The sequence below is a fragment of the Pontibacter chinhatensis genome (genome assembly GCF_900113285.1).
Lineage (GTDB): Bacteria > Bacteroidota > Bacteroidia > Cytophagales > Hymenobacteraceae > Pontibacter > Pontibacter chinhatensis.
On the sequence record NZ_FOOT01000003.1, the window covers coordinates 203,783 to 226,074 of the forward strand.

Sequence of the window (22,292 nt, forward strand, 5' to 3'; positions counted from 1 at the left end):
GCAGTACATAAAAGCACAAAGCAAAAAAGCAGAAGTTATACAGATATGCCGGAAATGGGTACATTTGCAGTTCCTATGTGTTTATTTGAGAGAATAATTAAAAAATCCTATGTGTGGAATTGTAGCTTACGTTGGGCACCGCGAAGCGAGCCCAATTATTATCAAAGGCCTGAAAAGGCTTGAGTACCGCGGGTACGACAGTGCAGGCATCGCCCTGATGAACGGCGACCTGAACGTTTATAAGAAAAAAGGGAAGGTGGCGGACCTAGAGGCCTACCTGGCCGACTTCGACACGCACGGCAACATTGGCATGGGCCACACCCGCTGGGCCACCCACGGCGAGCCGAACGATGTGAATGCCCACCCCCACTACTCTACCTCCCGCAACATTGCCATCATCCACAACGGCATTATTGAGAACTACGCTTCGCTGAAGACGCTGCTGCTGGAGAAAGGCCATACCTTCCAGTCAGAGACGGACTCGGAGGTGTTCATCAACCTGATTGAGGACATCCGCACCAACAACAACTGCACGCTGCCGGAGGCTGTGAGGCTTGCCATGCACGAGGTGGTGGGCGCCTATGCCATTGTGGTACTATCCAAAGACAGCCCAAACCAACTCATCGCGGCCCGCAAGGGAAGCCCGTTGGTGGTGGGCATCGGCGAGGGCGAGTATTTCCTGGCCTCCGACGCCACGCCTATCATTGAGTACACCAACGAAGTGGTGTACCTGAACGACTACGAGCTGGCTATCATCAACAACGGGGAGCTGGACATCCGCACCAAGGAGGACGTGAAGCAGACACCATACGTGCAGCGCCTGGAGATGGAACTGGAGTCGATTGAGAAGGGTGGCTACGAGCACTTTATGCTCAAGGAGATTTTTGAGCAGCCCCGCTCTATCCTGGACAGCATGCGCGGCCGCATGATTGCCGAGAGCAACCACCTGATGATGTCGGGTATCCGCGAGTTTGAGAACAAGTTCGTGAATGCGGAGCGTATCATCATCGTGGCCTGCGGCACCTCGTGGCACGCTGGCCTGGTGGCCGAGTACCTGATCGAGGACCTGGCGCGCATACCGGTGGAGGTGGAGTATGCCTCTGAGTTCCGTTACCGCAACCCGATCATCACCGAGAAAGACATTGTGATTGCTATTTCGCAGTCAGGCGAGACGGCTGACACGCTGGCGGCCATTGAGCTGGCTAAGTCCAAGGGTGCTACCATATTTGGTATCTGTAACGTGGTGGGCTCCTCTATTGCCCGTGCCACCGATGCAGGCGCCTATACCCACGCCGGCCCGGAGATTGGCGTGGCCAGTACCAAGGCCTTCACGGCCCAGGTAACAGTGCTGACGCTGATTGCCATGATCATCGGCAGCAAGCGCGGCACCCTGGAAACCACTAAGCTGCACGAGCTGATGGTGGAGCTGGAGACCATTCCATCGAAAGTAGAAAGGGCGCTGCAGCTGAACGACCAGATTGTGGAGATTTCAGAAAAGTATAAGGACGCTCCTAACTGCATTTACCTGGGCCGCGGCTACAACTTCCCGGTGGCACTGGAGGGTGCTCTGAAGCTGAAAGAGATTTCTTACATCCACGCGGAAGGCTACCCGGCTGCGGAGATGAAACACGGCCCGATTGCGCTGATTGATGAGCATATGCCGGTGATAGTAATTGCCACCAAGGACAGCTCTTATGAGAAAATCGTGTCGAATGTGCAGGAGGTGAAGGCCCGCAAGGGCAAGGTGATCGCTATCGTAACCGAAGGCGACACAACCATACCAGCCATGGCCGACCACGTGATCGAGATTCCGGAGACAAGCGAGCACCTGACGCCGCTGCTGTCCGTTATTCCGCTGCAGTTGCTGTCTTACCACATCGCCGTGATGCGAGGCTGCAACGTAGACCAGCCGCGCAACCTGGCTAAGTCTGTTACGGTGGAGTAACCGACCGCAAGTATAAAAACAGAAAAGGGAGCTATAATAGCTCCCTTTTTTATTACGACTCGTTTAGTCCCGGTGGTAGGTTAACGACTCCAGGAACAGCTGTATCACCTTGTTGTCTTCGTTGCCGTTCTCTGTGTTGAGCATGGTGATGAACATGATCCCCTCACTTTCGTCACCCAGCGCTGCCACCGTGTAATGTTGCACATCGTTGCCATACTTCAGCTCCACCGACTTGCCCTTCGCCTGCTGCCCCGATTTCAGCTTTTGCTCAAATGGCCGTTCCGTCATACTATAGCCGAAGCTCGCCTCCTCGTTCGTCACCTCCTTCAGCATCAGGTCTATCAAGCTGGCGGGATTGATGGTTTTATACTTCTGCACCAACACGCCGTTGCCACTGGCTGTCACCAGCGTAATTTGCTCCAGGTCCGGATCGGGCGAGGCAATGGCAGGTTGCAGTCCCTTGGGGTACTGCAGCGAAATCCAGTCGTCCTGATAGGTTAGGATATCCTTCTGCTGCACGGCAACTGTTACCTCTTTGCCGTTAATCTTGATTTTATACTCTTTGCCCAGGGCTACATCCTGGGTTTTGCCGTTGATGGTGATTTGGTAGTTAGCCGCCTCATTGGCCTGGGCCATGGCGCCAACACCTGCCATACTTAGGAGGAGTGTGAGTAAAGTTGTTTTCATAAGCTAAAGTACAAGTAGTGGCTTAAGATAGGGAAAAGCAGCTTAAGTATAGAAGCATAGGGATTTTAAAGTATGGGGAGAGAGGTATTGAGTTTTTATACTTTGGTTATACTTTAGTCGCTGCTTTGCTGGCGCGGGTTTGTAACTCGTGCCTAACTATGATGTTGGATTTGTGACCCAACTGTCATTGAAAGCCATACTTCTAAACTTTACTATACTTTGCTTATACTTTATACTTTGGCTCTACTTGCTTAGCCGCCGCTTTCTGCAACTGGACACAGGCTATCCTTACTAGCTGCCGTTCATCCTCCAGCCTTGCATACCTACCGTTGCATCTCCAACTTGGCTCCCTCCTAGGCCGGGAGGCCTCGCCTTCGGGCATCGCGCTGCTTTCGCTTCCTGCCCTCGTGCCTCGGGCTGCCTCACTTCGTTCGTCACCGGAACCTCTCGAGGCGCTCAACCCAAAGGCTGGGAAAGAATTCGATAGCCACGGCTTTTGTCATCTCGACCTTTGGGAGAGATCTGATTAGAATTCCCCGATAGATCTCTCGCGCTGCTCGAGATGACAGGGAAAGTAGTAAGTACAAACTGTCCCCTTGAGGGGACTACAGGGGTGTTTGTACTTTGACTATAGAACTTATACTTCAGCATCAGTTACTACAGGCTCCCCTCCTTAGCCAAGGAGGGGTAGGGGTGGTTGGACCCGGTACTGTAAGTATGAAACAGCAAAAGACAGAGGAGCTATACTTTAAAACCGCTCGCTCCGCAGGTACTTTGTCTTCAGGAGGGGGCAGATTTTGTAGCGCTCTTCTTTGGTGTCTTCATATACCGCCTGCAGCACCTCGTACACATTTTTCACACCTATCTGGTTTGCCCACTCAAAAGGTCCTTTGGGGTAGTTGGTGCCAAGCTTCATGCCCAAGTCTATGTCGTGGATGCCAGCTGTTTTCTCCTGCAACGTATAACAAGCCTCATTGATGATCATGCAGATGATGCGGGATGTCACCATGCCTACCCGGTCGTCCACCAGCAGGTAGTCCGTGCCCAGCGCCTGGCATACTTCGTGTAGTTTTGCTGTACAGCCGTCATGCAGCACGCTCACCTCGAGCACCGGGCGGTTAAACAGCGTCGGGAGGCCGTTGAAGCCAATCAAAGTACAGGGTCGCTCCAGGGCTGCCTCTTTTACCAAAGCGGCCAGTTGTACCGTGGCGGCGTTGCAGAACACCACCTGCTCCGGCGCATACAGGCTCAGACGCTCCGGCTGTTCATGCAGCAGAAAGTCAAATACCACATCGGCCGGCTTCAGTTGCTCATCCAGCAGGTTATGACTTTGCAGAAAAGTATAACTTACACCTTCCCGCTCCTCCTGAAACTTTTGCTTGAACTCGGCGGCCATTTCCGGGCCAGACAAAACAACGATGTGCATATTTTCTGTACTTTTGATGGTAAAGATACAAACTAAAAGCAAACGTCTATGGCACATATTATTATCAACTCGCCCAAGGCTCCGGCCCCTATTGGCCCTTACAGCCAGGCCACACTGGCCAACGGCACTTTATATGTTTCAGGCCAGATCCCGTTGAACCAGGAAACCGGCGAACTGGTTAACAGCAGCATCGAAGAAGAAACACACATGGTGATGAAAAACCTGCAGTTTATACTTGCCGAGGCCGGCATGGACTTCAGCAACGTGGTAAAGTGCTCCATCTTCGTAAAAGACCTGAACAACTTTGGCCGCATCAACGAGACTTACGGCAGCTACTTCACCAGCAACCCGCCCGCCCGCGAAACCGTGGAGGTAAGCCGCCTGCCCAAAGACGTAAACGTAGAGATTTCCTGCATCGCCACGAAGTAGATTTATCGACGAAAGATTTTTTGGCAAAAGCTAGAGGCGGCAAGTATAGCTTCTCTGGCTTTTGCTGTTTTATACTTGCAGTAGCCGGGCCCAACCACCCCTGGCCCCTCCTTGGCTAAGGCGGGGAGTCTGTAACTACTTTGGCTGAAGTATAAATTTCATAGCCTCAGCTCTCGCGGACAGGTCGCTACATTTCCTACAAGTATAAACCCACCCCTTGCCCCTCCTAGGAGGGGAATCATACTTGCTCCTGTCGTTCCGACAGAAAGAGATATCTGGAATTCTATAGAGATCTCTCGCGCTACTCGAGATGACAGCAAAAGCTGTGGCTATCGAATGATCCCCAGCCTTTGGGTTGAGCGCCTTGTGAATGTTGCGGTGCCGCAGATGCGGCAGCCCGCAGCGGAGCGAGGAGCAGCTTCAGGCACACCGCGCGATGCCCGAAGGCGAGGCCTCCCGGCCTAGGAGGGAGCCAAGCTGGCTATGGAAAAGTGGGTTTGTGGGAACTAGAGGAACAGTGGTATTTGGAAGGATAGCTTCTTTCCAGTTGCAGGAAGCAGCAGCTAGGATAGTATAGCCGGCACTTTTTAACCCTCTAACTCCTAAACTCTCTAACTCCTCAACTCTAAATATTTGCTCCTTTATCCGCCTCTCCTTCCTCTGTCGGTTCCTGGCTTTCCTCCGGCTCGCCGTATGCTTCACGCTCGTGCTTTCCGGGTTCTGCGTTCACTGCTGAGTTGCCTACCTCCACCTCCTGCCGGATCACCCGCACGGCGTAGGTTGCCGGATAAATGTTGTGGCCATACTTGCGCGAGTACACAAACGTGAACACGGCCCCGAAGAAAATGATCTGGGAGGTAAAGAACACCCAGGTAAGTATCACCACCACCGAGCCGGCTGCCCCGTATACCGACGCTACGTCGCTGGTGCCCAGGTAGAATCCGATCAAGCCGCGGAACACCACGAATAGCAGCGACGTAACCAACGCCCCCACTCCCACATCGCGCCACTTTATCTTGGCATCTGGCAAAAACTTGTAAATGCAGGCAAACAGAAACGACATCAGCAGAAAAGCCGACACAAAATTGACCCCATGCAGCACATACACAATCCAGCCCGAGAAGCGCGCCGTCAGGAAATCGCCAATGGCCACCAGAATGGCATTTGCCATTAAGGAGAGTAGCAGCACTACGGCCAGCGTCAGAATCATCCCGAAGGAAAGCAAACGGTCCAGCAGCAGCTTTACGTAGCCGCGCTTGGGCACCGGCTTTACGTGCCATATCTCGTTCAGGGAGTCCTGAAGGGAGATGAAAACACCCGTGGCGGCTATAAAAAGGGTGATAACGCCAATAACCGCCGCCAGGTTAAAAGCGCCGAACTCATTCACGCTCTCCACCATTTTCTGCACGGCAGAGGCCCCCTCCGCCCCTATCAACTCATTGATGCGGAAGTATACTTCGCCCGACACGGCCTTCTCCCCAAAAAAGTACCCAGCGGCACTGATGATGATAATGAGCATGGGCGGCAGCGCAAAGATGGTATAGTACGCCAGGGCCGCTCCCTTCTGGAAGGAGTTGTTGTCGATAAACTCCAGGCCTGTTTCCTTTAGCAGGCCCCAAATCAACCATGCGCGCTTCTTTACCATGTTGCAGTGTATTGTTTAAGCAGATACGCAAGGCATTAGTAGCGAGTATATTGCAACTTATTATTAGTATTGGAGCAGAGACCGGCCTTATACAACTCCAGCGGCATTTTACCGTTACGAAACCATACTTTATTCGTACCTTTGCAGCGAATTTTACAGTGCTGAATAAGACAACCATACATGGAAAGAGAAGTTAGAGTACGCTTTGCCCCAAGTCCGACAGGGCCTCTCCATATCGGTGGTGTGCGCACCGCCCTTTACAATTACCTGCTGGCCCGCAAAACGGGCGGCAAGATGATCCTGCGCATCGAGGATACAGACCAGAACCGCTTTGTGCCGGGTGCCGAGGATTACATCCGCGAGTCGCTGGAGTGGTGCGGCATTGAGCTGGACGAGAGCCCCTGGAAAGGCGGCCCACACGCCCCTTACCGCCAGTCGGAGCGCAAGCCGATGTACATGCAGTATGCCCTGCAACTGGTGGAGGCAGGCCATGCCTACTACGCCTTCGACACAGCCGAAGAGCTGGAGGCGATGCGCGAGCGCCTGAAGGCCGCCAAAGTGGCCACGCCGCAGTACAACGCCATCACCCGCATGACGATGAAGAACTCCCTCACCCTGCCTGAGGATGAGGTGAAGCAGAAGCTGGAGAGCGGGGAGCCCTACGTAATCCGCCTGAAAGTGCCGCGCAAGGAGGAAATTCGCCTGAAAGACATGATCCGCGGTTGGGTAATGGTGCACTCTTCTTCCATAGACGATAAAGTATTGATGAAGTCGGATGGCATGCCGACCTACCACCTGGCCAACATCGTGGACGACCACCTGATGGAGATCACCCATGTGATCCGTGGCGAGGAGTGGTTGCCATCAGCGCCGCTGCACGTGCTGCTGTACCGCTACCTGGGCTGGGAAGACACCATGCCGGAGTTTGCCCACCTACCGCTGCTGCTCAAACCCGACGGCAACGGCAAGCTGAGCAAGCGCGACGGCGACAAGTTGGGTTTCCCCGTGTTCCCGCTGCGCTGGCAGGATCCGTTTACCAGCGAAATCTCTTCTGGTTACCGCGAGTCAGGCTATCTGCCGGAGGCCTTTATAAACTTCCTGGCCTTCTTGGGCTGGAACCCGGGCACCAGCCAGGAGATCTTCTCGATGGAGGAGCTGGCAAACGAGTTCTCCGTGGAGCGCATCGGCAAGTCCGGCACCCGTTTCGATATACAGAAGGCCCGTTGGTTTAACGAGCAGTACCTGCGCGCCAAGCCAGACAGCGAACTAGCCGGTTACCTGATCAAGGCCCTGGAGGAGCACAACCTGACCACCACGCCCGAGAAAGCTGAGAAAATCGCTGGCCTGATGAAGGAGCGCGTGTCGTTCCCGCAGGATTTCTGGCAGGAGGCCAAGTATTTCTTTGTGGCACCGGAAGAGTATAGCGAGAAAGTGGCCTCTAAGAAATGGAACAGCCAGTCGGTTGCCGTTTTCGAGGACTTCAAGAATGAGCTGCCCTCGCTGCAGGACTTGAATGCCGACACTGTGAAGGACCTGCTGATAAGCATCCTGGAGCGCCACGGCATGAAGATCGGGCAGGTAATGCAGGCCCTGCGCCTGGCTGTAACCGGTGCCGAGGCTGGTCCGGACCTGATGCAGATTATTGAGGTAATCGGCCGCGAGGAGACTGTTCAGCGCATTGAGACAGCTATTGCCAAGCTGAGCAGCTACGTATCCGCATAAAGTATAAAATCATACTTACAAGTATAAAAGGCTGGCCCTGTGGCTGGCCTTTTTTAATGCCCTTTGCTCCCCACTGCAACAAATTCCTCCTCCCTAGCTTATATACCTAAGTATAAAACAGGAGAAACACCATGGCTAAAAATAAAAAAGAGAGTAAAAGCGAGAAGAAGAAGTCGCGGGTGCACAAGGATTTAGAGGGATTCGAGATCAAGGTGAATGAGCACGGCGAAATCATCTCCAACTACAGCATCGACAGGATAAACGAGTTCCTGAACCAAAACGTGGATGATAAAAAGCTGATGAAGCGCGACGCCGCCGAAAAGGCGAAGCGGGAGGAGGAAGAGGCATTTCATGTGGAGGAAAGCGAGGAGGTAGAGGAAACCGACGAGGACTTTGTGCGCAACACCAACGCCGTGTCTGACGAGGAGGACGACAAAAACCTGCCCAAAGCCCGCCGCAGGAAAGGAAAGAATGATGACGAAGAGGAAGACGAAGAAGATTAAACCACTTCCTCAGTAGAGACGATTAAACTGCATAAATAAAGCCGGTGCCTATACGTTACGCACCGGCTTTATTCGTTCTTTTTCTAAAAATTCAACTAACTTTCTACCCATTCAAAACCTCAAACTATAACTATGAGAAACTCACACGAGATTGACTACAAAATTTTCGGTAACGATATCCAGGTGCTGGAGATTGAGCTGGACCCGAACGAGACGGTGATAGCCGAGGCCGGCGCCATGGTGTACATGGAGCAGGGCATCGACTTTGAGACGAAGATGGGCGACGGATCTAATCCCAGCCAAGGCTTCCTCGGCAAACTGGTTTCTGCCGGTAGCCGCCTGATTACGGGCGAGTCGCTGTTTATGACGCACTTTACGCACCGTGGCTACGGCAAGAGCCGCGTGGCTTTCTCGGCCCCCTACCCTGGCACCATCCTGCCTATAGACCTTAGTGCGACGCGTAACAACACACTCATCGCACAGAAGGACGCGTTTCTGGCAGCGGCTTTGGGCACCAAGCTCAGCATTCACTTCAACCAGAAGCTTGGCTCTGGCTTCTTTGGCGGCGAGGGATTTATACTTCAGAAGATGCAGGGCGATGGCTTGGCTTTCGTGCACGCTGGCGGCACGATTGTAGAAAAGCAGCTAAACAACGAAACCCTGCGCGTGGACACTGGCTGCGTGGTAGCCTTTGAGGAAGGCATCGATTTCAGTGTGCAGCGTGCCGGTGGCCTTAAGTCGATGATCTTTGGCGGAGAGGGCTTGTTCCTGGCTACCCTGCGCGGTACGGGCCGCGTATGGCTGCAGTCGATGCCGGTGAAGAAACTGATTGAAGCGCTGATGCCCCGCGGTGAGAACGCCAACAAGGAGGGCGGCTTTATGAGCAGTTTCCTGGAGTAGGAAAGTATAGAGTTATACTTTGTTAACTTTGCTTTAACTTCCGAGCTATAACGCTACAATGAGCAGATTAACAAAGATTATAATTAGTGCTTTTGCCATACTTTTCGTCATCGCCTTACTTATTAATGTTATGATCTCCATAAAGATCAAAGAAACAGATGCGTTTATCGCCGCCCAAGAATACATAAAGGAAAATCCAGCGGTAATAGATGCGATAGGTGAGGTTGAAGGTTACTCTGAAGGAGGCAAAGCCTTCTTTAGCTATACAGTGAAGGGAAGCAGAGAGAATGCTCCTGTTCACGTTGTTTTAGAAAAAGACTCTTCTAAAGTATGGAGAGTTAAAGTGTAGTGGTTCTATAGATCCGCTACACTAGAAGGCTTGCCAAAAGTTAGATATTTCTAATTTTCTGCAGGCCTTCGTTTTGTTTTGTACTTGCTAAGTTTTCTCTCCCAGCCGTAGTTCTGTTCACGTACCGGTTCTCTGGCCGCATCATACTTTGCCTCGATGTCTTCCCACAGCGGGGTGAGGGCTGACTTCTCAGTTACCACATCCATGGGCGTTTTTCCTTTCAGCGAGCTGTGGGCGCGGTGCCAGTTGTAGTGAAACTGCCACTCCTCCAGCCGGTCGTTTAGCTGGGGATCTTTTAGATTAGCCGCCACGTAGAACTCCTGCAAGTCAGTCTGCTGGCTTCGCTCCACTTTGCCGTTCAGATGGGGAGAGCGTGGTTTGACAGGCCGAAACTTAATGCCGTATTCACGGAGCTTCTCCTGGAAGGCAAGACCGAAAAACTCCCGCCCCCTGTCCGTTTGGACCCGCTGTACCGGGAAAGGCATCTGCTCGACCACCCGCTCCAGAAAGAGGGCAGAGTTTTTAGCAGTCCTCTTGGAGTAGGTGTATAGCACCCTAAAACGGCTACAGTCATCGATGGCTGTGTACTGGTAGATGCCGGTATCTATCTTGCAGACATCCATCTGAACCCTCTCCCCAGGAATATCTTTGGCGTAGCGCTTAAAATCCTTCTTCTTTCGATAGCGCTTGATCAGCTTCATGTTGTACTTCTCCAGCACCCGGGCTACGGTTGAAGGGGAGATCTTAATCTGATGGTGCAGAAGCAGGTGAGAGCAGATCCTGATCTTGCCGTAGCGATGGGTGTCTCGGGTGTCCAGGATTAGGTTGATCACCTCGTCGTCCCACTTCTGCCTGGCCATCCGGTGAGGCCTTCTGGAGCGGTCCCCCAATCCCTCCTCAGCCTGGCGTCTGATCCACCGCTGCAGGGTGGAGCGGGCGATGCCGCAGCGGCGGGCAGCCTTGCTGATGGACCCCAGTTGTTGATAGACCTTGATCCAGTCTTCTCTGGCTTTCTTCTTCTGTTCCTGCTTATTCATAGCGATACAGATAAAAAATAGCTGTGGATTTATGGATAACTCTCTCGAGTTACCCACAAGTCCACAGCTTCAATAGTAGTAATATTACAAGATTAAATCAACACCCGTAACTGTAGCGCATCTTTTGAACCTTCACAGTTAAAGGTTTCAGGATAAACTAGATGCCTCTGCAGCCCCGGCAGGTTTATACTTGCCGGGGCTGCTATTTTATACTTTTATACTATGTAGTGCCGGGTCCAACCACCCCTTACCCCTCCTTAGTCAAGGAGGGGAGCCTGTGCTATCAATACAGCAGCCTGTTTGCCTTGTAGCTGTTGCTTAACCTCCCTTCTACCAAGATCCTTACAGGATGACAGGAGAAGATGAGCAGGAATGGTTAAAGCTCCTTTAACTCTCTAACTCCTAAACTCTCTAACTCCTTATAGTCCGTTCACTTCCATTATTTCCTCCAAGTACTCGCGGGTGTTGCTGAGGCGGGGAACTTTGTTTTGGCCACCCAGCTTGCCTTTGTGGCTGAGCCAGTTGAGGAAAGTGCCTACTGGGGCGGCATGCACCAACGGTTCCTGCAGGGCGATGTCGTTCTGGCGTTTGGCGTCGTAGTCGGAGTTTACCTCGCGCAGCTTCTCATCCAGCACCTGCGTAAACCGCTTCAGGTCACTTGGCTCCTTCTCAAATTCTATTAGCCACTCGTGGCCGCCACGCTTGTCGTTCTCCAGGTAAATCGGCGCAGCTGTGAAGTTAGAAATCACGGCCCCGGTGGCATCACAGGCAGCGGTGATGGCTACCTCTGCATTCTCTACAATCACCTCCTCGCCAAAGGCATTGATAAAGTGCTTGGTACGGCCCGATATCTTGATGCGGTATGGGCTCAGGCTGGTAAAACGGATCGTGTCGCCGATTTTATAGCGCCACAATCCGGCGTTGGTCGAAATCACAAGGGCGTAATTTTTCCCAAGTTCCACCTGGTCCAGCGTCAGCGTTTTAGGATGCTCTTCTTCGAATTGGTCCATCGGAATGAACTCATAGTAAACGCCGTAGTCCAGCATCAGCAGCATTTCGTCTTCTGTGCCGGCCTGGTCCTGTATCCCGAAGAAGCCCTCGGAGGCGTTGTATACTTCCAGGTAATTCATTTGGCTGGATGGGATCAGCTCTCTAAAAAGCTGGCGGTACGGGCCAAAGGCCACAGCCCCGTGCGTGAACAGCTCCAGGTTGGGCCATACTTCCAGGATGTTACTTTTGCCGGTTACCTCCAGGATGCGCTTCAGCAACACAAAAGTCCAGGTGGGCACGCCACTGAGGCTAGTCACGTTCTCTTTTACGGTTACCTCCACCATCTTCTCTATCTTCTCCTCCCACTTGTCCATCAGAGCCACTTTAAGTGGAGGCGTGCGCATGGCCTCGGCCCAGATGGGCAGGTTCTGCATGATCACTGCCGACACGTCGCCGCAATTTACTTTGGCGTTAAACTCGCTGGGGCGGTGACTGCCGCCAATAGAGAGGCCCTTGCCGGTAAAGAGCTTGGTATCGGGGTAGAGGTTAACGTAGATGGAGAGCATGTCCTTGCCGCCCTTGTAGTGGCAGTCTTCCAAGGACTCCGGGCTAACGGGAATATACTTGCTGCGGGCGTTGGTCGTGCCCGAGGATTTGGCGAACCACTCAATTTTGGAAGGCCACAGCACGTTCTGTTCACCCTTCATCATGCGCTCAATGTAAGGATACATGTCCTCGTAAGCACTGATGGGCACCCGCTCCTGAAACTCCTGCACGCTCAGGCTATCGCCGTAGCCATACTTTTTGCCCCACTCTGTACTTTTAGCCGTGCTGATCAGGTCCTGAAACAGCTCCAACTGTACCTCATGCGGGTATTTCCGAAACAGATCAATGTCATGGATCCGCTTCTTCATCACCCACGTCAGTATCGAATTTAGTATTTCCAAAGGTTAGTAATTGCTAGTTGTTGATTGCTGATTGTTCATAGGTTAATCTTTCAGATTCTCGTTCGTCAGCTTTATCAAACCATTTATTAATTTGGGCAATTTTTGTAGTTCCGCAAACACTTGTTCATACTCTTCCTGGCTCAACAGTTTTCTGATCCGGCTCTTTTCATTCCAGTCGTAGCATTCAAACACAGAACCTCTCGCGTACCTATAAAACTTAATTTTATCCTTCTTGTTATATCTCCCAAACCCTTCTGCAATGTTAGCAGAAATACTGTCAACGGCGCTAGTAAACTGTATGCCAACTGTGTTCTTAGGAAAGTAATCCCAAACATCTACTCTTGCCCAGACATAGTTGCTCAGATTGAAAGCTACCTTGTATGACTCTAAGTCATTTAGTTGATGATGTTTTTTCCCGTTCATGGTTTCACTCTACGAGAAAAGCAATCAACAATTCACAATCAGCAATTAAATCTTCCGCTTCAGCTCGAAGTGCTTGCCCAGGTATACGCGGCGCACCTGCTCGTCGGCTGCCAACTCTTCGGCGGTGCCGGCTTTCAGGATCTTTCCCTCAAACAGCAGGTAAGCCCTGTCGGTAATGGACAGGGTCTCGTTTACGTTGTGGTCGGTGATGAGGATGCCGATGTTTTTGTTCTTCAGCTTGGCCACGATGCTCTGGATTTCCTCCACGGCAATAGGGTCTACGCCGGCAAAAGGCTCATCGAGTAATACGAACTTAGGGTCTACGGCCAGGGCGCGGGCAATCTCGGTGCGGCGGCGCTCGCCACCGCTCAGCACAATACCTTTGTTCTTGCGCACGTGCGTCAGTGAAAACTCCTCCAGCAGCTCCTCCACCTTTTCATACTGCGCCTTTTTGGGCAGGTCGGTCATTTCTAATACCGATAAGATGTTTTCCTCCACCGTCAGTTGCCTGAACACGGATGCCTCCTGCGCCAGGTACCCTACCCCGCGCTTGGCCCGCTTATACATGGGTAGATCCGTTATGTCTTCCTTATCCAGATAAATCCGACCGGAGTTTGGCTTCACCAAGCCCACAATCATGTAGAAAGATGTGGTTTTTCCGGCACCGTTAGGCCCCAGCAACCCCACAATTTCGCCCTGGTTTACCTCCACACTTACGTCGTTTACAACGGTGCGGGATTTATATTTCTTTATCAGGTGTTCAGCTCTCAATATCATCGTGGCTAAATTACGCATAATGCCGACTTCCTGCAATGAGAATGCCAGGTAGTGACCGCTTTACATTACCTATTATATATTAAAAGAATACTATTAAAACAAATCCAACAATCTATATAATCCTATTAACCAACTATTGCCTCATCTTAATTTAATATTTAATTTGATACACGCTTACAATCTTCAACCTTACTTACTTATGACCTTACGTTTATTGTTCCCGGCCTGCCGGAGGCTTATCCTCTCGGCTTTGCTGGTCTGCAGCGCTACAGCTGTAGCCACAGCTTCTGGTGGTACCTCTGCCAACGAGCCTAAAGCCGCTTCTTCAGAGAGTAACAGCACCACTACAGTGGTAAGGGGCATAGACGTATCGAGGTGGCAGAAAGAGATTGACTGGACGCTGGTGAGCCAGTCGGACATGGCCTTTTCTTTTATAAAGGCAACTGAAGGCAGCTACTGGCAAGACCCGTTCTTTAACCGCAACTGGGAAGAAACCAAACGCCATGGCATTAAGCGCGGTGCCTATCACTTCTACAGGCCAACTGCGCCGGTTGAGGAGCAAATACAGGTTTTTACAAGCACCGTGAACCTGGAGCCCGGCGACCTTCCGCCTGTGCTGGACCTGGAGGTGATGGATAAAAACGTATCTCCGGAGCAGCTGCGCAAGGATGTGCGGACATGGCTGGAGGCCGTTACGGCACACTACGGCGTGCGGCCCATCATTTACACAGGCCAGAACTATTACCGGCGCTATCTGAAGGGCCATTTCCCGGAGTATAAATTCTGGATTGCGCGCTACAGCGATGTAAAACCCGAAACATACCACACCGACAACTGGATGTTCTGGCAGTTTACCGACCGCGGCTCCGTGGCGGGTATAGATGCTGCCGTGGATATCAACTTTTTTGCCGGCGACTTTGAGCAGCTGCGCCAGCTATGCGTGCCCGAGTTTATCGTCTACAGCCGCTACGACCAGGAAAGCCCGCTCTCGCAGCTAAAGCACCTGCAGCCGCTGCCGTAGGTTTATACTTTAGTATACTTTATACTTCAAACAAAAAGGCTCCCTTACCGGGAGCCTTTACTTATTTTATGCGGATGTCTTTGATGCGGAGCTGCAGCGTGATGACGCCCCGGAACTCATTTTCCTCAATCGTATAACACACATCAAACGGAATACCCTTGCTGATTCTCTCGTAGTAATCACTCAGCCCAAAGCCGATGGCATCGATGTTAAAGTAGCCGTCCTGGGTTAGGCGCAGCTTCAGGTGCGAATCGCCGACTACGCGTACGCTGCCGGTATCATAGACGCACTCTGACACGAACACCGGGCGCATGTTGCCGGGGCCAAAGGGCTCCATCTGCCGCACGATGTTGTAGAAGTTGCGGGTAATCTGGTTTAGCTTGAGCGGCGCATCAATCTCAATTTGTGGTATTTTCTGCTCTTCGGTAATGGTATTGGCTACTACCTCTTCAAAGCGCTTCCTGAAGGCAGGGATATTCTCTACTGGCAGCGTAAGCCCTGCCGCGTACATATGGCCGCCAAACTGGTCCAGCAGGTCAGAGCAGCTCTCGATGGCATCGTGCACGTTAAATCCATGCACCGACCTGGCCGAGCCAGAGGCCTTGCCGTTGGACTGGGTAAGTATAATGGTGGGGCGGTAGTAATGCTCAATGCAGCGCGAGGCCACAATCCCGATTACGCCTTTGTGCCAGGAGTCTTTGTACAGCACAGTGGAGCTTGCGTTACGCAGGAAATCATCCTGCTCTATCATCTGCAAGGCCTCTTTGGTGATATTACTGTCCTTGTCGCGGCGCTCCTTGTTCGACTCATTGATGATATCGGCCATTTTAAAGGCCTCTTCCTTTGTCTGGGCCAGCAGCATGCGTACCGAGTTCTTGGCATCGCCCATGCGCCCGGCGGCGTTAATGCGCGGTGCAAACCCAAACACAATGCTGGTAATGTCCATCTCGCTGCGTATGTCGGCCAGCTCTTTCAGGGCGGCTAAGCCTGGCCGCATGGGTTGCGGGCCGTTCAGATACTTCAGACCAAAGTATGCAAGGATGCGGTTTTCCCCGGTAATGGGTACGATATCGGCGGCTATACTTACCACCAACAGATCCAGCAGCCGGTAAGCCTCCCGTTGGTCTATATCATTCTGCATACAGAACGCCTGCAGCAGCTTAAAGCCTACCCCGCAGCCGGAGAGCTCTTTGTAGGGATAAGGGCAATCCACCTGCTTGGGGTCCAGCACGGCCACTGCCTGTGGGATGTCCTCGTCGGGCAGGTGGTGGTCGCAGATGATGAAGTCGATGCCTTTGGTAGAGGCATAAGCCACCTTGTCTGCGGACTTTATACCACAGTCGAGGCTGATGATGAGCGTGAAGCCATGCTCGGCCGCCCAGTCAATGCCCTGGCTCGATACGCCGTAGCCTTCTTTATACCTGTCGGGAATGTAAAAATCGATGCTGGAAGTATAGTTGCGCAGGAAGCCATACATGAGGGCTACGGAGGTGGTGCCATCCACGTCGTAATCGCCATAGACCAGGATGCGCTCGTTGCGGTGCAGGGCTTCGTTCAGGCGGTTCACGGCGCGGTCCATGTCCTTCATCAGGAAAGGGTCGTGGAGGTCCTGCAGGGAGGGGCGGAAAAAGTGCCTGGCCTCGTCGAAGGTGCAGATGCCGCGCTGGCAAAGTACAGAAGCCAATGTGGCACTTATTTTTAGCTCCTCTGCAAGCCGCTGCACTACCTCTGCCGGTGCCTCCGGGCTAATTACCCACCTTTTCTCCATAAACTCTTGCTGCACTATACTTGTTCTGTCGCAAAGGTAGTTAATTTAACCTGCACCTGCCTGGTCTGATTTCCCTTCACGCTTTATTTTGCTACTTTTGCAACCTTAACAGGAATAGTGGTGAAACGATTCAGAGAAACTTACGAAAAGTATAAAAACTACTCTTTGGACCTGATTATGTATGGGTTCTTCCTGGTCTTTATACTTATCCTCTTTATTTTCTTCTCTTAACGGAGATCAGTTCAGCTTATCGCCGCGCAGGTTGCGGAAGCGCTTGCGGGCCTCTGCCGCGTACACGCTGCCCTGGTGCTTCACCAGCAGTTCGTTGTAGAGCTGCTGCGCCTTCTCCTTGTCGTTCAGGTTCTCCTCGTAGATATAGGCCATGCGGTACAGGGCGTCGTCGCTCAGGATATCGTACTGAGGGTTGCCTACGATCTTCTGCAGGCTCTCCACCGCTTGGTTAAACTGGCCCATCCGCTCAAATATAGTCGCTTTCTGAAAGTATATTTCATCAGTCAGGCTATGGCCGGGGTACTTCTGCAGCATGCCATCCAAGGCGGTTAAGGCCTCCTGCAGCTTGTTCTGGAAGATGAGCAGGTCAATAGCGGCATACTCCTTCATTGCCACCGTAGAAGTGTCCAGGCCGGTGTTGTCGGTGATGAGCAGGCTCAGGTCCATGGCGTCGTTGGCAATCTCGCGGCTGGTGGCCATTTTCAGGATGTCGAGGTGCGCCTGCGCCAGCTCAAAATCGCCCCTATAGTAGCTCAGGCGGGCATTCCGAAGTTTGGCCTCATGGCCTACAGGTGTCTCCTTGTGCGATTTCTCCACCTGCGAGTACAGCAGCGTGCTTTCCCAAGGCTCTCCCTTCAGCAGGTAAATATCCCCCAGCGTCAGCTTGCTGTCTGCTACCAGAGCCGGGTTGGCGCGGGGCATACTAATGGCTTCCTGCAGCAGCGCGATGGCTTTCTCTTTCTCATCCAGGTGGAAGGCATAGAGGCCGGCCATGTGCTGCAGCACTTCCACTGTCTCGGGGCGGCGGCCCACCTCGTTCAGCAGCGCATCGTAATCGGTAATCAAAGCCAGTATCTTTTCCTTGTCTACCGGAAAGGTGTTCTCCACCTGCTCCTCGCGGGCATTTATCAGCCGCTGCCGCGCCATCAGGTAGTATGGCCCATCGGGATACTCCTCTACCATGTACTGGAATGCCTCAATCGCCCCCTCGTAGTCCTGGTTTCTTAAGCTGATGGTGCCCAGCTCCATGACGCGGGTACCGCCGCTTCGTGTGCGCTTGTCCACGGCGCGGGCCTGCATCAGCGCGCTATAAAAATCTTTTCGCTGGATGTAGAGCCAGATCAGCATCTCGCTGTAGGCAAGTTTGTCTGGGTTCTGCTGCACCCGCATGATGAGCTCTTTCTCCAGCACGTCGAAGTTCTTTTCCTCCTGCAGGCTACCCTGAAGCCGGCTCTGCACATATCCCAGCTCGCTCTCGTTCTCCTGCAGCAGGTTCAGCACCTCAGGTATCAGCTTTTCTGTTTGCTGGCGATAGGCGTACAGCGCGATGAGCGGACGTGTAAAAGCAGTCTGGTCGTTGCTGATCTGGCGCCCGCGCAGATAGGCTTTTTCGGCGTAGTCGAACATCTCGTGCTGCATAAAGGCATTGGCCACCACCACCGCTGCCTCGGGTTTCATGCTTGCCAGCAGCTTGTCGAACTGCTTTTCTGCCGCGGACTTGTCTCCTGCCGCCTGGTACACCCGCCCCAGGTCCACCTCATAGCCCGGGTTATCAGGAAAGCGCTTCGCGGTTCGCTTCACCAGTTTCTCGGCCTCCTTATAGTTGCGCTGAGCCAGCAAGGTCTTCAGGTAGTCGGGGTACACGGCATGGAACAGCCGATCGTTGTCGAGCAGCTTGCCATACAGTTCCTCCGCCTTGGCGTAGTCGCCCTGGCTGAAGTACTGCCGCGCTAGCTCCAGGTCCTGTTGCTGCTGGGCTACCGCCAACGGAGCCGCTAGCACTACCGCCAATGCGAGCAGCAAAGTATAAAGTATGTTCTTGTGCATAGTTATCTTAAAACGAAAAGCCTGCCCCTACCTATACGTCTCTTTTCTCTTAACTATGAAGATACACAATCGGTTTGGTTTTGGCCTGCCTAAAGTATAGCCATACTTTAAAGTATAAAAAAAGAGCCACTCCTTTAGGGGGAGTGGCTCTCTGTATGAAGTATAACCGGTTGGCTTAGAAGAAGCGTACGCGGTTGTCTTTTATGTCGGCTTTCTCTCTCAGGGCCTCAAACGCACGCGTCTCGGCACGGCCTGCGCGGGTTGTCAGGATTTGCTGCTTCACGTTAGAGAAATCGTCAATCTCCGGAGCAGGGTTCAGGCTTGTCAGCTCTACCACCAGCACGCCGGCCTCGCCCTCAAACGGCGTCGTGCGGCTACCTGGCTTCAGGCCGAAGGCCTTGCCTACCGCTACTGGCTCCACGCCAATGCCTGGGATAGAGTTAGAAGCAAGCGTTACGTTGTCGGCAGTACGCACGATGGCATCCGGACCATAGGCAGCGGCCATCTGATCCACAGAGCCTTGCTGGCCCTTCAGCTTGTCCAGTATTTGCTTCGCCTTCAACTCCTCACGAACGGCTGCGGTCAGCTCCTCGCGCACATCCGCAACAGAGGCGTACCCTTTGTCGCGCTTGCCTGTTAAGGTAGCCACTACGAACTGATCATTGATTTCATAAACAGGGGATACGTCACCGATGTCGGTATCTTTGGCATAAGCCCAACGAACAAGCTCGCGTGCACTGGTGAGGTTATTCACCAGTACCTGGTTCTTGCCGATGTTGGCGGCCTCTTCTTTTACCAGCGACTTGTTAGCTTCTACATTTTTTCTGAACTCCTCGGTATTACCGCTTGTGCCGGCCAGCTCGTCAGCAACAGCGTAGGCTGCGTCGCGGGTTGTCTCGCTTGGCTCAAGGCTGCGTGTAATGGCAGCTATCTTATAAGATTGCTTTGTCTTAGGCTCTGTCACCTTCACGATGTGGTAGCCATATTCTGTCTCCACCAGGTTTGGCAGCAGCCCTGTGCCGCTAAAGCCAAATACGGCCTTCTCGAACGCCGGCACCATTTGCCCCTCCGGGAACCAGCCCAGGTCACCACCGCGGGAGGCAGTACCGTCTGAGCCATGCTGCGCGGCCATCTGTGCAAAGTCAGCGCCGTTCTTAAGTTGTGTCAGTACGTCCTGCGCTTTCACCTTGGCAGCAGCCTTGTCCTCCGGTGTATCGCTTTCCGGACGGATCAGGATATGGCTGGCTCTTACAGCGTCCTTATCTGCCGTTTTGATGTCGCTCACTTTGTAGAGCGTTACGTTGCTGCTGGTAGTATAAGGGCCGTATACTTTGCCCTTCTCCAGCGGCAGTTGCTTCAGCAGCTCCTCCGGCAGCTCGCCTGGGTTCACGTAAGCTCCGCTGAAAGGCACGTCAGAGTTAGCGTTAACGAAGGCAGAGTCGTTGGTGGTGCTCGCAAATTGCTTGGAGATTTCGGCAATCTCCTGGTTGTAGTACGTGCTATCCTCTGCAGAAACGGCAACAGGTATCGTTACAAACTCAATCGTGCGGCCTTCTTCTACCTTATAAAGCTCTTTGTTGCGCTCGTAGTAATCCTTTAGTTGGGCATCTGTAACCGAAACGGCAGAGTCAGAGATTGAGCCGTAAGGCACAAACAACACTTTTAGGGTAGCGGCGGAGTTTTGCGCCTGGTAGAAGCTTTTTGCCTCTGCGCCCGTTACATAGGCTGTTTTGCTGAACAGGTTGGCATACTTGCTCTGCAGGCGGTCTTCGGCGATGCTATGCTCAAAGTTAACCCACATGGAGCGTGTACCGGTCTGGTCCAGGTTCTGCAGGTACTGTAGCACCTGGTTACGGTCAAACTCGCCTGTCTGCGGGTTGGCGAAAGCCTGCATTACGGCAGGGTGTATGTTGTTGCCCTGTACCATGTCGGCCAGTTCTTCGTCTGTCACCTCCAGGCCCAGTCGGTCATATTCCTTTTCCAGCACAATCTTAAAGATTAGCTGATTCCAGGCTTGCTCGCGCAGCATGGCCATTTCGCCTTCTGTGGCAGTACGGCCCACGCGGCCTTCGTAGTCAGCCTTTACCTGCTGTAGTACGTTGTCAAACTCCTGGTAGTCAATCTCCTCACCGGCTATCTCACCTACTATGTTTGCGTTGCCGCCCAGCAGTCTCGAGTTTGGCCCCAGCAGGTCGCCGCCTACCACGAACACACCAAGCCCGATGGCAATGGCGCCTACAGCCCAACCAGACTTCTCTCTAATCTTGTTAATTAATGCCATTCTTTATGTTACTTATAAAAGGATTGTGCAAAATAAGGTTAATCAGCCTAAAATTCAAAATTTTTATCCTGCTGTTTAACTTCTGGCATCTGCCTGAAAATCTGTGTTTTTTACCAGCTTCACGGCATCGATGCGGTTCTCGTCCATCGTCAGCACGGTGATGGAGAAAGGCGGCACTGTAACTTTGTCGCCCGGCATGGGTATCTCCCCGAAAGCGGAGAAAAACAGCCCGCCAAGCGTCTCGTAATCTCCCTCCGGCAGGTCCAGCTCATACTTCTCGTTCAGGTAGTCTATCTCATGGCGCGCGCTCAGGATGTACATGCCCTTATCCGGTATAACCTGTTCCAGCAGCCCTTCGTTCCTGTCAAACTCATCTTCAATCTCGCCGAAGATCTCCTCTATCACGTCCTCCACGGTTACAATGCCCGAGGTGCCGCCAAACTCATCCACCACCACGGCCACGCTCCGGTGCTCGGCCACAAACTTCACAAACAGCTCACTGGCCAGCATGCTTTCCGGCACCATACTTACCGGCGCCAGCACCTCCCGTATACTTTGCGGCTGGCGGAACATGTCCAGTTGGTGGCAGTACCCGACGATGTTGTCGATGCTGTCTTCATAAACCAGAATCTTGGAGTGACCGGTCTCAATAAAAGTCTCGCGCAGTGCCTGCAGCGAGTCGGTTACCTCCACGGCCTCAATCTCGGTGCGGGGCACCATGCATTCGCGCACCTTCACGGTCTTAAACTCCAGAGCGTTATGGAAAATCTCCTGGTCTATATCCGGGGCGTGCTCCTGCTCGGGGTGGTAGAGGCGATTCTTGATAAAGGCATTGAGGTCGGTAAAGCCAAACACCGGCTTCTCCTCCGAGAGCTCGATCTTAAACACTTTCTCGGCCACCCACTTGCTCAGCCCCACAATCAGCACCACCACCGGCGACAGCAGGTAGTACAACAACACAAAGGGTATGGCCAGCACCTGCAGCAGCTTGTTGGGGTTGACGGCCGCCAGGCTACGGGGTAAAAACTCCGCAGTGAGCAGCACCACAACCGAGGCAATAAATATCTGAAGTATAAGTATGAGCAGGCTGTTTTGCAGCGGATCAGGCAGGTAGGCGTAGAGCAGCTGGTACAGCACGCTGGCAATGCTGAAGCCATAGAGCACCAGAGCCAAAGTATTGCCGATCAGGGTGGTGCCCATCAGGCGGGTGGGGCGCTGCAACAGGTGCCACAGGATGCGGCCTGAGAATACGCCGTTTTTTTCGCTCAGCTCTATCTGTATCCTGTTGGCCGCCATAAATGCCATCTCCATGCCGGAGAAAAAGGCCGAAAACAGCAACGCCACGCATAGCAGTATGATCTGATTGGGGTCTATCATGGGGTAT

Annotated in this window: 19 protein-coding genes; 8 read left to right on the forward strand and 11 right to left on the reverse strand. The window is 52.8% G+C overall.

Features of this window, described 5'->3' with window-relative positions:
- The first annotated feature begins 109 nt into the window (after window positions 1–109).
- Entirely contained in the window at window positions 110–1,945 is a 1,836-nt protein-coding gene (glmS, locus tag BM040_RS10070) for a glutamine--fructose-6-phosphate transaminase (isomerizing) (protein WP_092100735.1), read from the forward strand.
- Between the two features lie 63 nt (window positions 1,946–2,008).
- Here glmS and BM040_RS10075 read toward each other — a convergent pair whose 3' ends face one another.
- Complete coding sequence (locus BM040_RS10075) at window positions 2,009–2,632, reverse strand: hypothetical protein (protein WP_139217791.1); 624 nt, start codon at window positions 2,630–2,632, stop codon at window positions 2,009–2,011.
- A gap of 172 nt (window positions 2,633–2,804) precedes the next feature.
- Here BM040_RS10075 and BM040_RS22070 point away from each other — a divergent pair, with 172 nt between their 5' ends.
- Window positions 2,805–2,927, forward strand: coding sequence for a hypothetical protein (locus BM040_RS22070; RefSeq protein ID WP_262502451.1), 123 nt, complete (start codon window positions 2,805–2,807; stop codon window positions 2,925–2,927).
- A 453-nt stretch (window positions 2,928–3,380) separates the two neighbouring features.
- On the opposite strand, the gene BM040_RS10080 is transcribed toward BM040_RS22070, so the two are convergent.
- Window positions 3,381–4,058, reverse strand: a complete 678-nt coding sequence (locus BM040_RS10080; protein ID WP_092100737.1) for a 3-hydroxyacyl-CoA dehydrogenase family protein — start codon at window positions 4,056–4,058, stop codon at window positions 3,381–3,383.
- Window positions 4,059–4,106: 48 nt separating this feature from the next.
- On the opposite strand from BM040_RS10080, the gene BM040_RS10085 reads away from it, so the two are divergent.
- Window positions 4,107–4,487 carry a RidA family protein gene (locus BM040_RS10085; RefSeq protein ID WP_092100738.1) on the forward strand — a complete coding sequence of 127 codons (381 nt, stop codon included), beginning with the start codon at window positions 4,107–4,109 and terminating at the stop codon, window positions 4,485–4,487.
- 625 nt (window positions 4,488–5,112) lie between these two features.
- On the opposite strand, the gene BM040_RS10090 is transcribed toward BM040_RS10085, so the two are convergent.
- Complete coding sequence (locus BM040_RS10090; protein WP_092100739.1) at window positions 5,113–6,132, reverse strand: YihY/virulence factor BrkB family protein; 1,020 nt, start codon at window positions 6,130–6,132, stop codon at window positions 5,113–5,115.
- Window positions 6,133–6,312: 180 nt separating this feature from the next.
- Here BM040_RS10090 and gltX point away from each other — a divergent pair, with 180 nt between their 5' ends.
- From gltX to BM040_RS10110, 4 genes are all read left to right on the forward strand, one after another.
- Entirely contained in the window at window positions 6,313–7,854 is a 1,542-nt protein-coding gene (gene gltX / locus BM040_RS10095; RefSeq protein WP_092100749.1) for a glutamate--tRNA ligase, read from the forward strand.
- A gap of 131 nt (window positions 7,855–7,985) precedes the next feature.
- On the forward strand, window positions 7,986–8,357 hold the full coding sequence (locus BM040_RS10100; RefSeq protein WP_092100750.1) for a hypothetical protein: 372 nt from the start codon (window positions 7,986–7,988) through the stop codon (window positions 8,355–8,357).
- Window positions 8,358–8,489: 132 nt separating this feature from the next.
- A complete protein-coding gene (locus BM040_RS10105; RefSeq protein ID WP_092100752.1) occupies window positions 8,490–9,257 on the forward strand; it encodes a TIGR00266 family protein in 768 nt (255 codons plus the stop codon).
- A gap of 58 nt (window positions 9,258–9,315) precedes the next feature.
- Window positions 9,316–9,606 (forward strand): hypothetical protein, encoded by a 291-nt coding sequence (locus tag BM040_RS10110; RefSeq protein WP_092100754.1) that lies wholly within the window; start codon window positions 9,316–9,318, stop codon window positions 9,604–9,606.
- Between the two features lie 50 nt (window positions 9,607–9,656).
- Here the strand turns inward: BM040_RS10110 and BM040_RS10115 are convergent, their stop codons facing one another.
- From BM040_RS10115 to lptB, 4 genes are all read right to left on the reverse strand, one after another.
- Window positions 9,657–10,643, reverse strand: a complete 987-nt coding sequence (locus tag BM040_RS10115) for an IS481 family transposase (RefSeq protein ID WP_092100757.1) — start codon at window positions 10,641–10,643, stop codon at window positions 9,657–9,659.
- A 419-nt stretch (window positions 10,644–11,062) separates the two neighbouring features.
- Window positions 11,063–12,547 (reverse strand): GH3 auxin-responsive promoter family protein, encoded by a 1,485-nt coding sequence (locus tag BM040_RS10120; protein ID WP_092100760.1) that lies wholly within the window; start codon window positions 12,545–12,547, stop codon window positions 11,063–11,065.
- Window positions 12,548–12,622: 75 nt separating this feature from the next.
- Window positions 12,623–13,003: a four helix bundle protein gene (locus BM040_RS10125; protein ID WP_092100761.1), complete on the reverse strand. Its 381-nt coding sequence runs from the start codon at window positions 13,001–13,003 to the stop codon at window positions 12,623–12,625.
- 45 nt (window positions 13,004–13,048) lie between these two features.
- The gene (lptB, locus tag BM040_RS10130; protein WP_092100762.1) at window positions 13,049–13,780 is read right to left on the reverse strand and encodes an LPS export ABC transporter ATP-binding protein; all 732 of its coding nucleotides are present in this window, start codon (window positions 13,778–13,780) and stop codon (window positions 13,049–13,051) included.
- Between the two features lie 199 nt (window positions 13,781–13,979).
- Between lptB and BM040_RS10135 the strand changes: the two genes are divergently transcribed.
- Window positions 13,980–14,801: a glycoside hydrolase family 25 protein gene (locus BM040_RS10135; protein ID WP_092100763.1), complete on the forward strand. Its 822-nt coding sequence runs from the start codon at window positions 13,980–13,982 to the stop codon at window positions 14,799–14,801.
- A gap of 61 nt (window positions 14,802–14,862) precedes the next feature.
- On the opposite strand, the gene recJ is transcribed toward BM040_RS10135, so the two are convergent.
- From recJ to BM040_RS10155, 4 genes are all read right to left on the reverse strand, one after another.
- On the reverse strand, window positions 14,863–16,569 hold the full coding sequence (recJ, locus tag BM040_RS10140; RefSeq protein WP_092101459.1) for a single-stranded-DNA-specific exonuclease RecJ: 1,707 nt from the start codon (window positions 16,567–16,569) through the stop codon (window positions 14,863–14,865).
- Window positions 16,570–16,806: 237 nt separating this feature from the next.
- A complete protein-coding gene (locus BM040_RS10145; protein ID WP_092100764.1) occupies window positions 16,807–18,627 on the reverse strand; it encodes a tetratricopeptide repeat protein in 1,821 nt (606 codons plus the stop codon).
- A 175-nt stretch (window positions 18,628–18,802) separates the two neighbouring features.
- On the reverse strand, window positions 18,803–20,908 hold the full coding sequence (locus BM040_RS10150; protein ID WP_092100765.1) for a peptidylprolyl isomerase: 2,106 nt from the start codon (window positions 20,906–20,908) through the stop codon (window positions 18,803–18,805).
- A gap of 75 nt (window positions 20,909–20,983) precedes the next feature.
- Window positions 20,984–22,285 carry a hemolysin family protein gene (locus BM040_RS10155; RefSeq protein ID WP_092100767.1) on the reverse strand — a complete coding sequence of 434 codons (1,302 nt, stop codon included), beginning with the start codon at window positions 22,283–22,285 and terminating at the stop codon, window positions 20,984–20,986.
- Between the last annotated feature and the right edge of the window lie 7 nt (window positions 22,286–22,292).

Bases quoted from the DNA above. Each gene is read 5' to 3' on its own strand.
- glmS (WP_092100735.1), top strand. From the start codon at position 110: ATGTGTGGAATTGTAGCTTACGTTGGGCACCGCGAAGCGAGCCCAATT.
- BM040_RS10075 (WP_139217791.1), bottom strand. From the start codon at position 2,632: ATGAAAACAACTTTACTCACACTCCTCCTAAGTATGGCAGGTGTTGGC.
- BM040_RS10080 (WP_092100737.1), bottom strand. From the start codon at position 4,058: ATGCACATCGTTGTTTTGTCTGGCCCGGAAATGGCCGCCGAGTTCAAG.
- BM040_RS10085 (WP_092100738.1), top strand. From the start codon at position 4,107: ATGGCACATATTATTATCAACTCGCCCAAGGCTCCGGCCCCTATTGGC.
- BM040_RS10090 (WP_092100739.1), bottom strand. From the start codon at position 6,132: ATGGTAAAGAAGCGCGCATGGTTGATTTGGGGCCTGCTAAAGGAAACA.
- gltX (WP_092100749.1), top strand. From the start codon at position 6,313: ATGGAAAGAGAAGTTAGAGTACGCTTTGCCCCAAGTCCGACAGGGCCT.
- BM040_RS10100 (WP_092100750.1), top strand. From the start codon at position 7,986: ATGGCTAAAAATAAAAAAGAGAGTAAAAGCGAGAAGAAGAAGTCGCGG.
- BM040_RS10105 (WP_092100752.1), top strand. From the start codon at position 8,490: ATGAGAAACTCACACGAGATTGACTACAAAATTTTCGGTAACGATATC.
- BM040_RS10110 (WP_092100754.1), top strand. From the start codon at position 9,316: ATGAGCAGATTAACAAAGATTATAATTAGTGCTTTTGCCATACTTTTC.
- BM040_RS10115 (WP_092100757.1), bottom strand. From the start codon at position 10,643: ATGAATAAGCAGGAACAGAAGAAGAAAGCCAGAGAAGACTGGATCAAG.
- BM040_RS10120 (WP_092100760.1), bottom strand. From the start codon at position 12,547: ATGAAGAAGCGGATCCATGACATTGATCTGTTTCGGAAATACCCGCAT.
- BM040_RS10125 (WP_092100761.1), bottom strand. From the start codon at position 13,003: ATGAACGGGAAAAAACATCATCAACTAAATGACTTAGAGTCATACAAG.
- lptB (WP_092100762.1), bottom strand. From the start codon at position 13,780: ATGATATTGAGAGCTGAACACCTGATAAAGAAATATAAATCCCGCACC.
- BM040_RS10135 (WP_092100763.1), top strand. From the start codon at position 13,980: ATGACCTTACGTTTATTGTTCCCGGCCTGCCGGAGGCTTATCCTCTCG.
- recJ (WP_092101459.1), bottom strand. From the start codon at position 16,569: ATGGAGAAAAGGTGGGTAATTAGCCCGGAGGCACCGGCAGAGGTAGTG.
- BM040_RS10145 (WP_092100764.1), bottom strand. From the start codon at position 18,627: ATGCACAAGAACATACTTTATACTTTGCTGCTCGCATTGGCGGTAGTG.
- BM040_RS10150 (WP_092100765.1), bottom strand. From the start codon at position 20,908: ATGGCATTAATTAACAAGATTAGAGAGAAGTCTGGTTGGGCTGTAGGC.
- BM040_RS10155 (WP_092100767.1), bottom strand. From the start codon at position 22,285: ATGATAGACCCCAATCAGATCATACTGCTATGCGTGGCGTTGCTGTTT.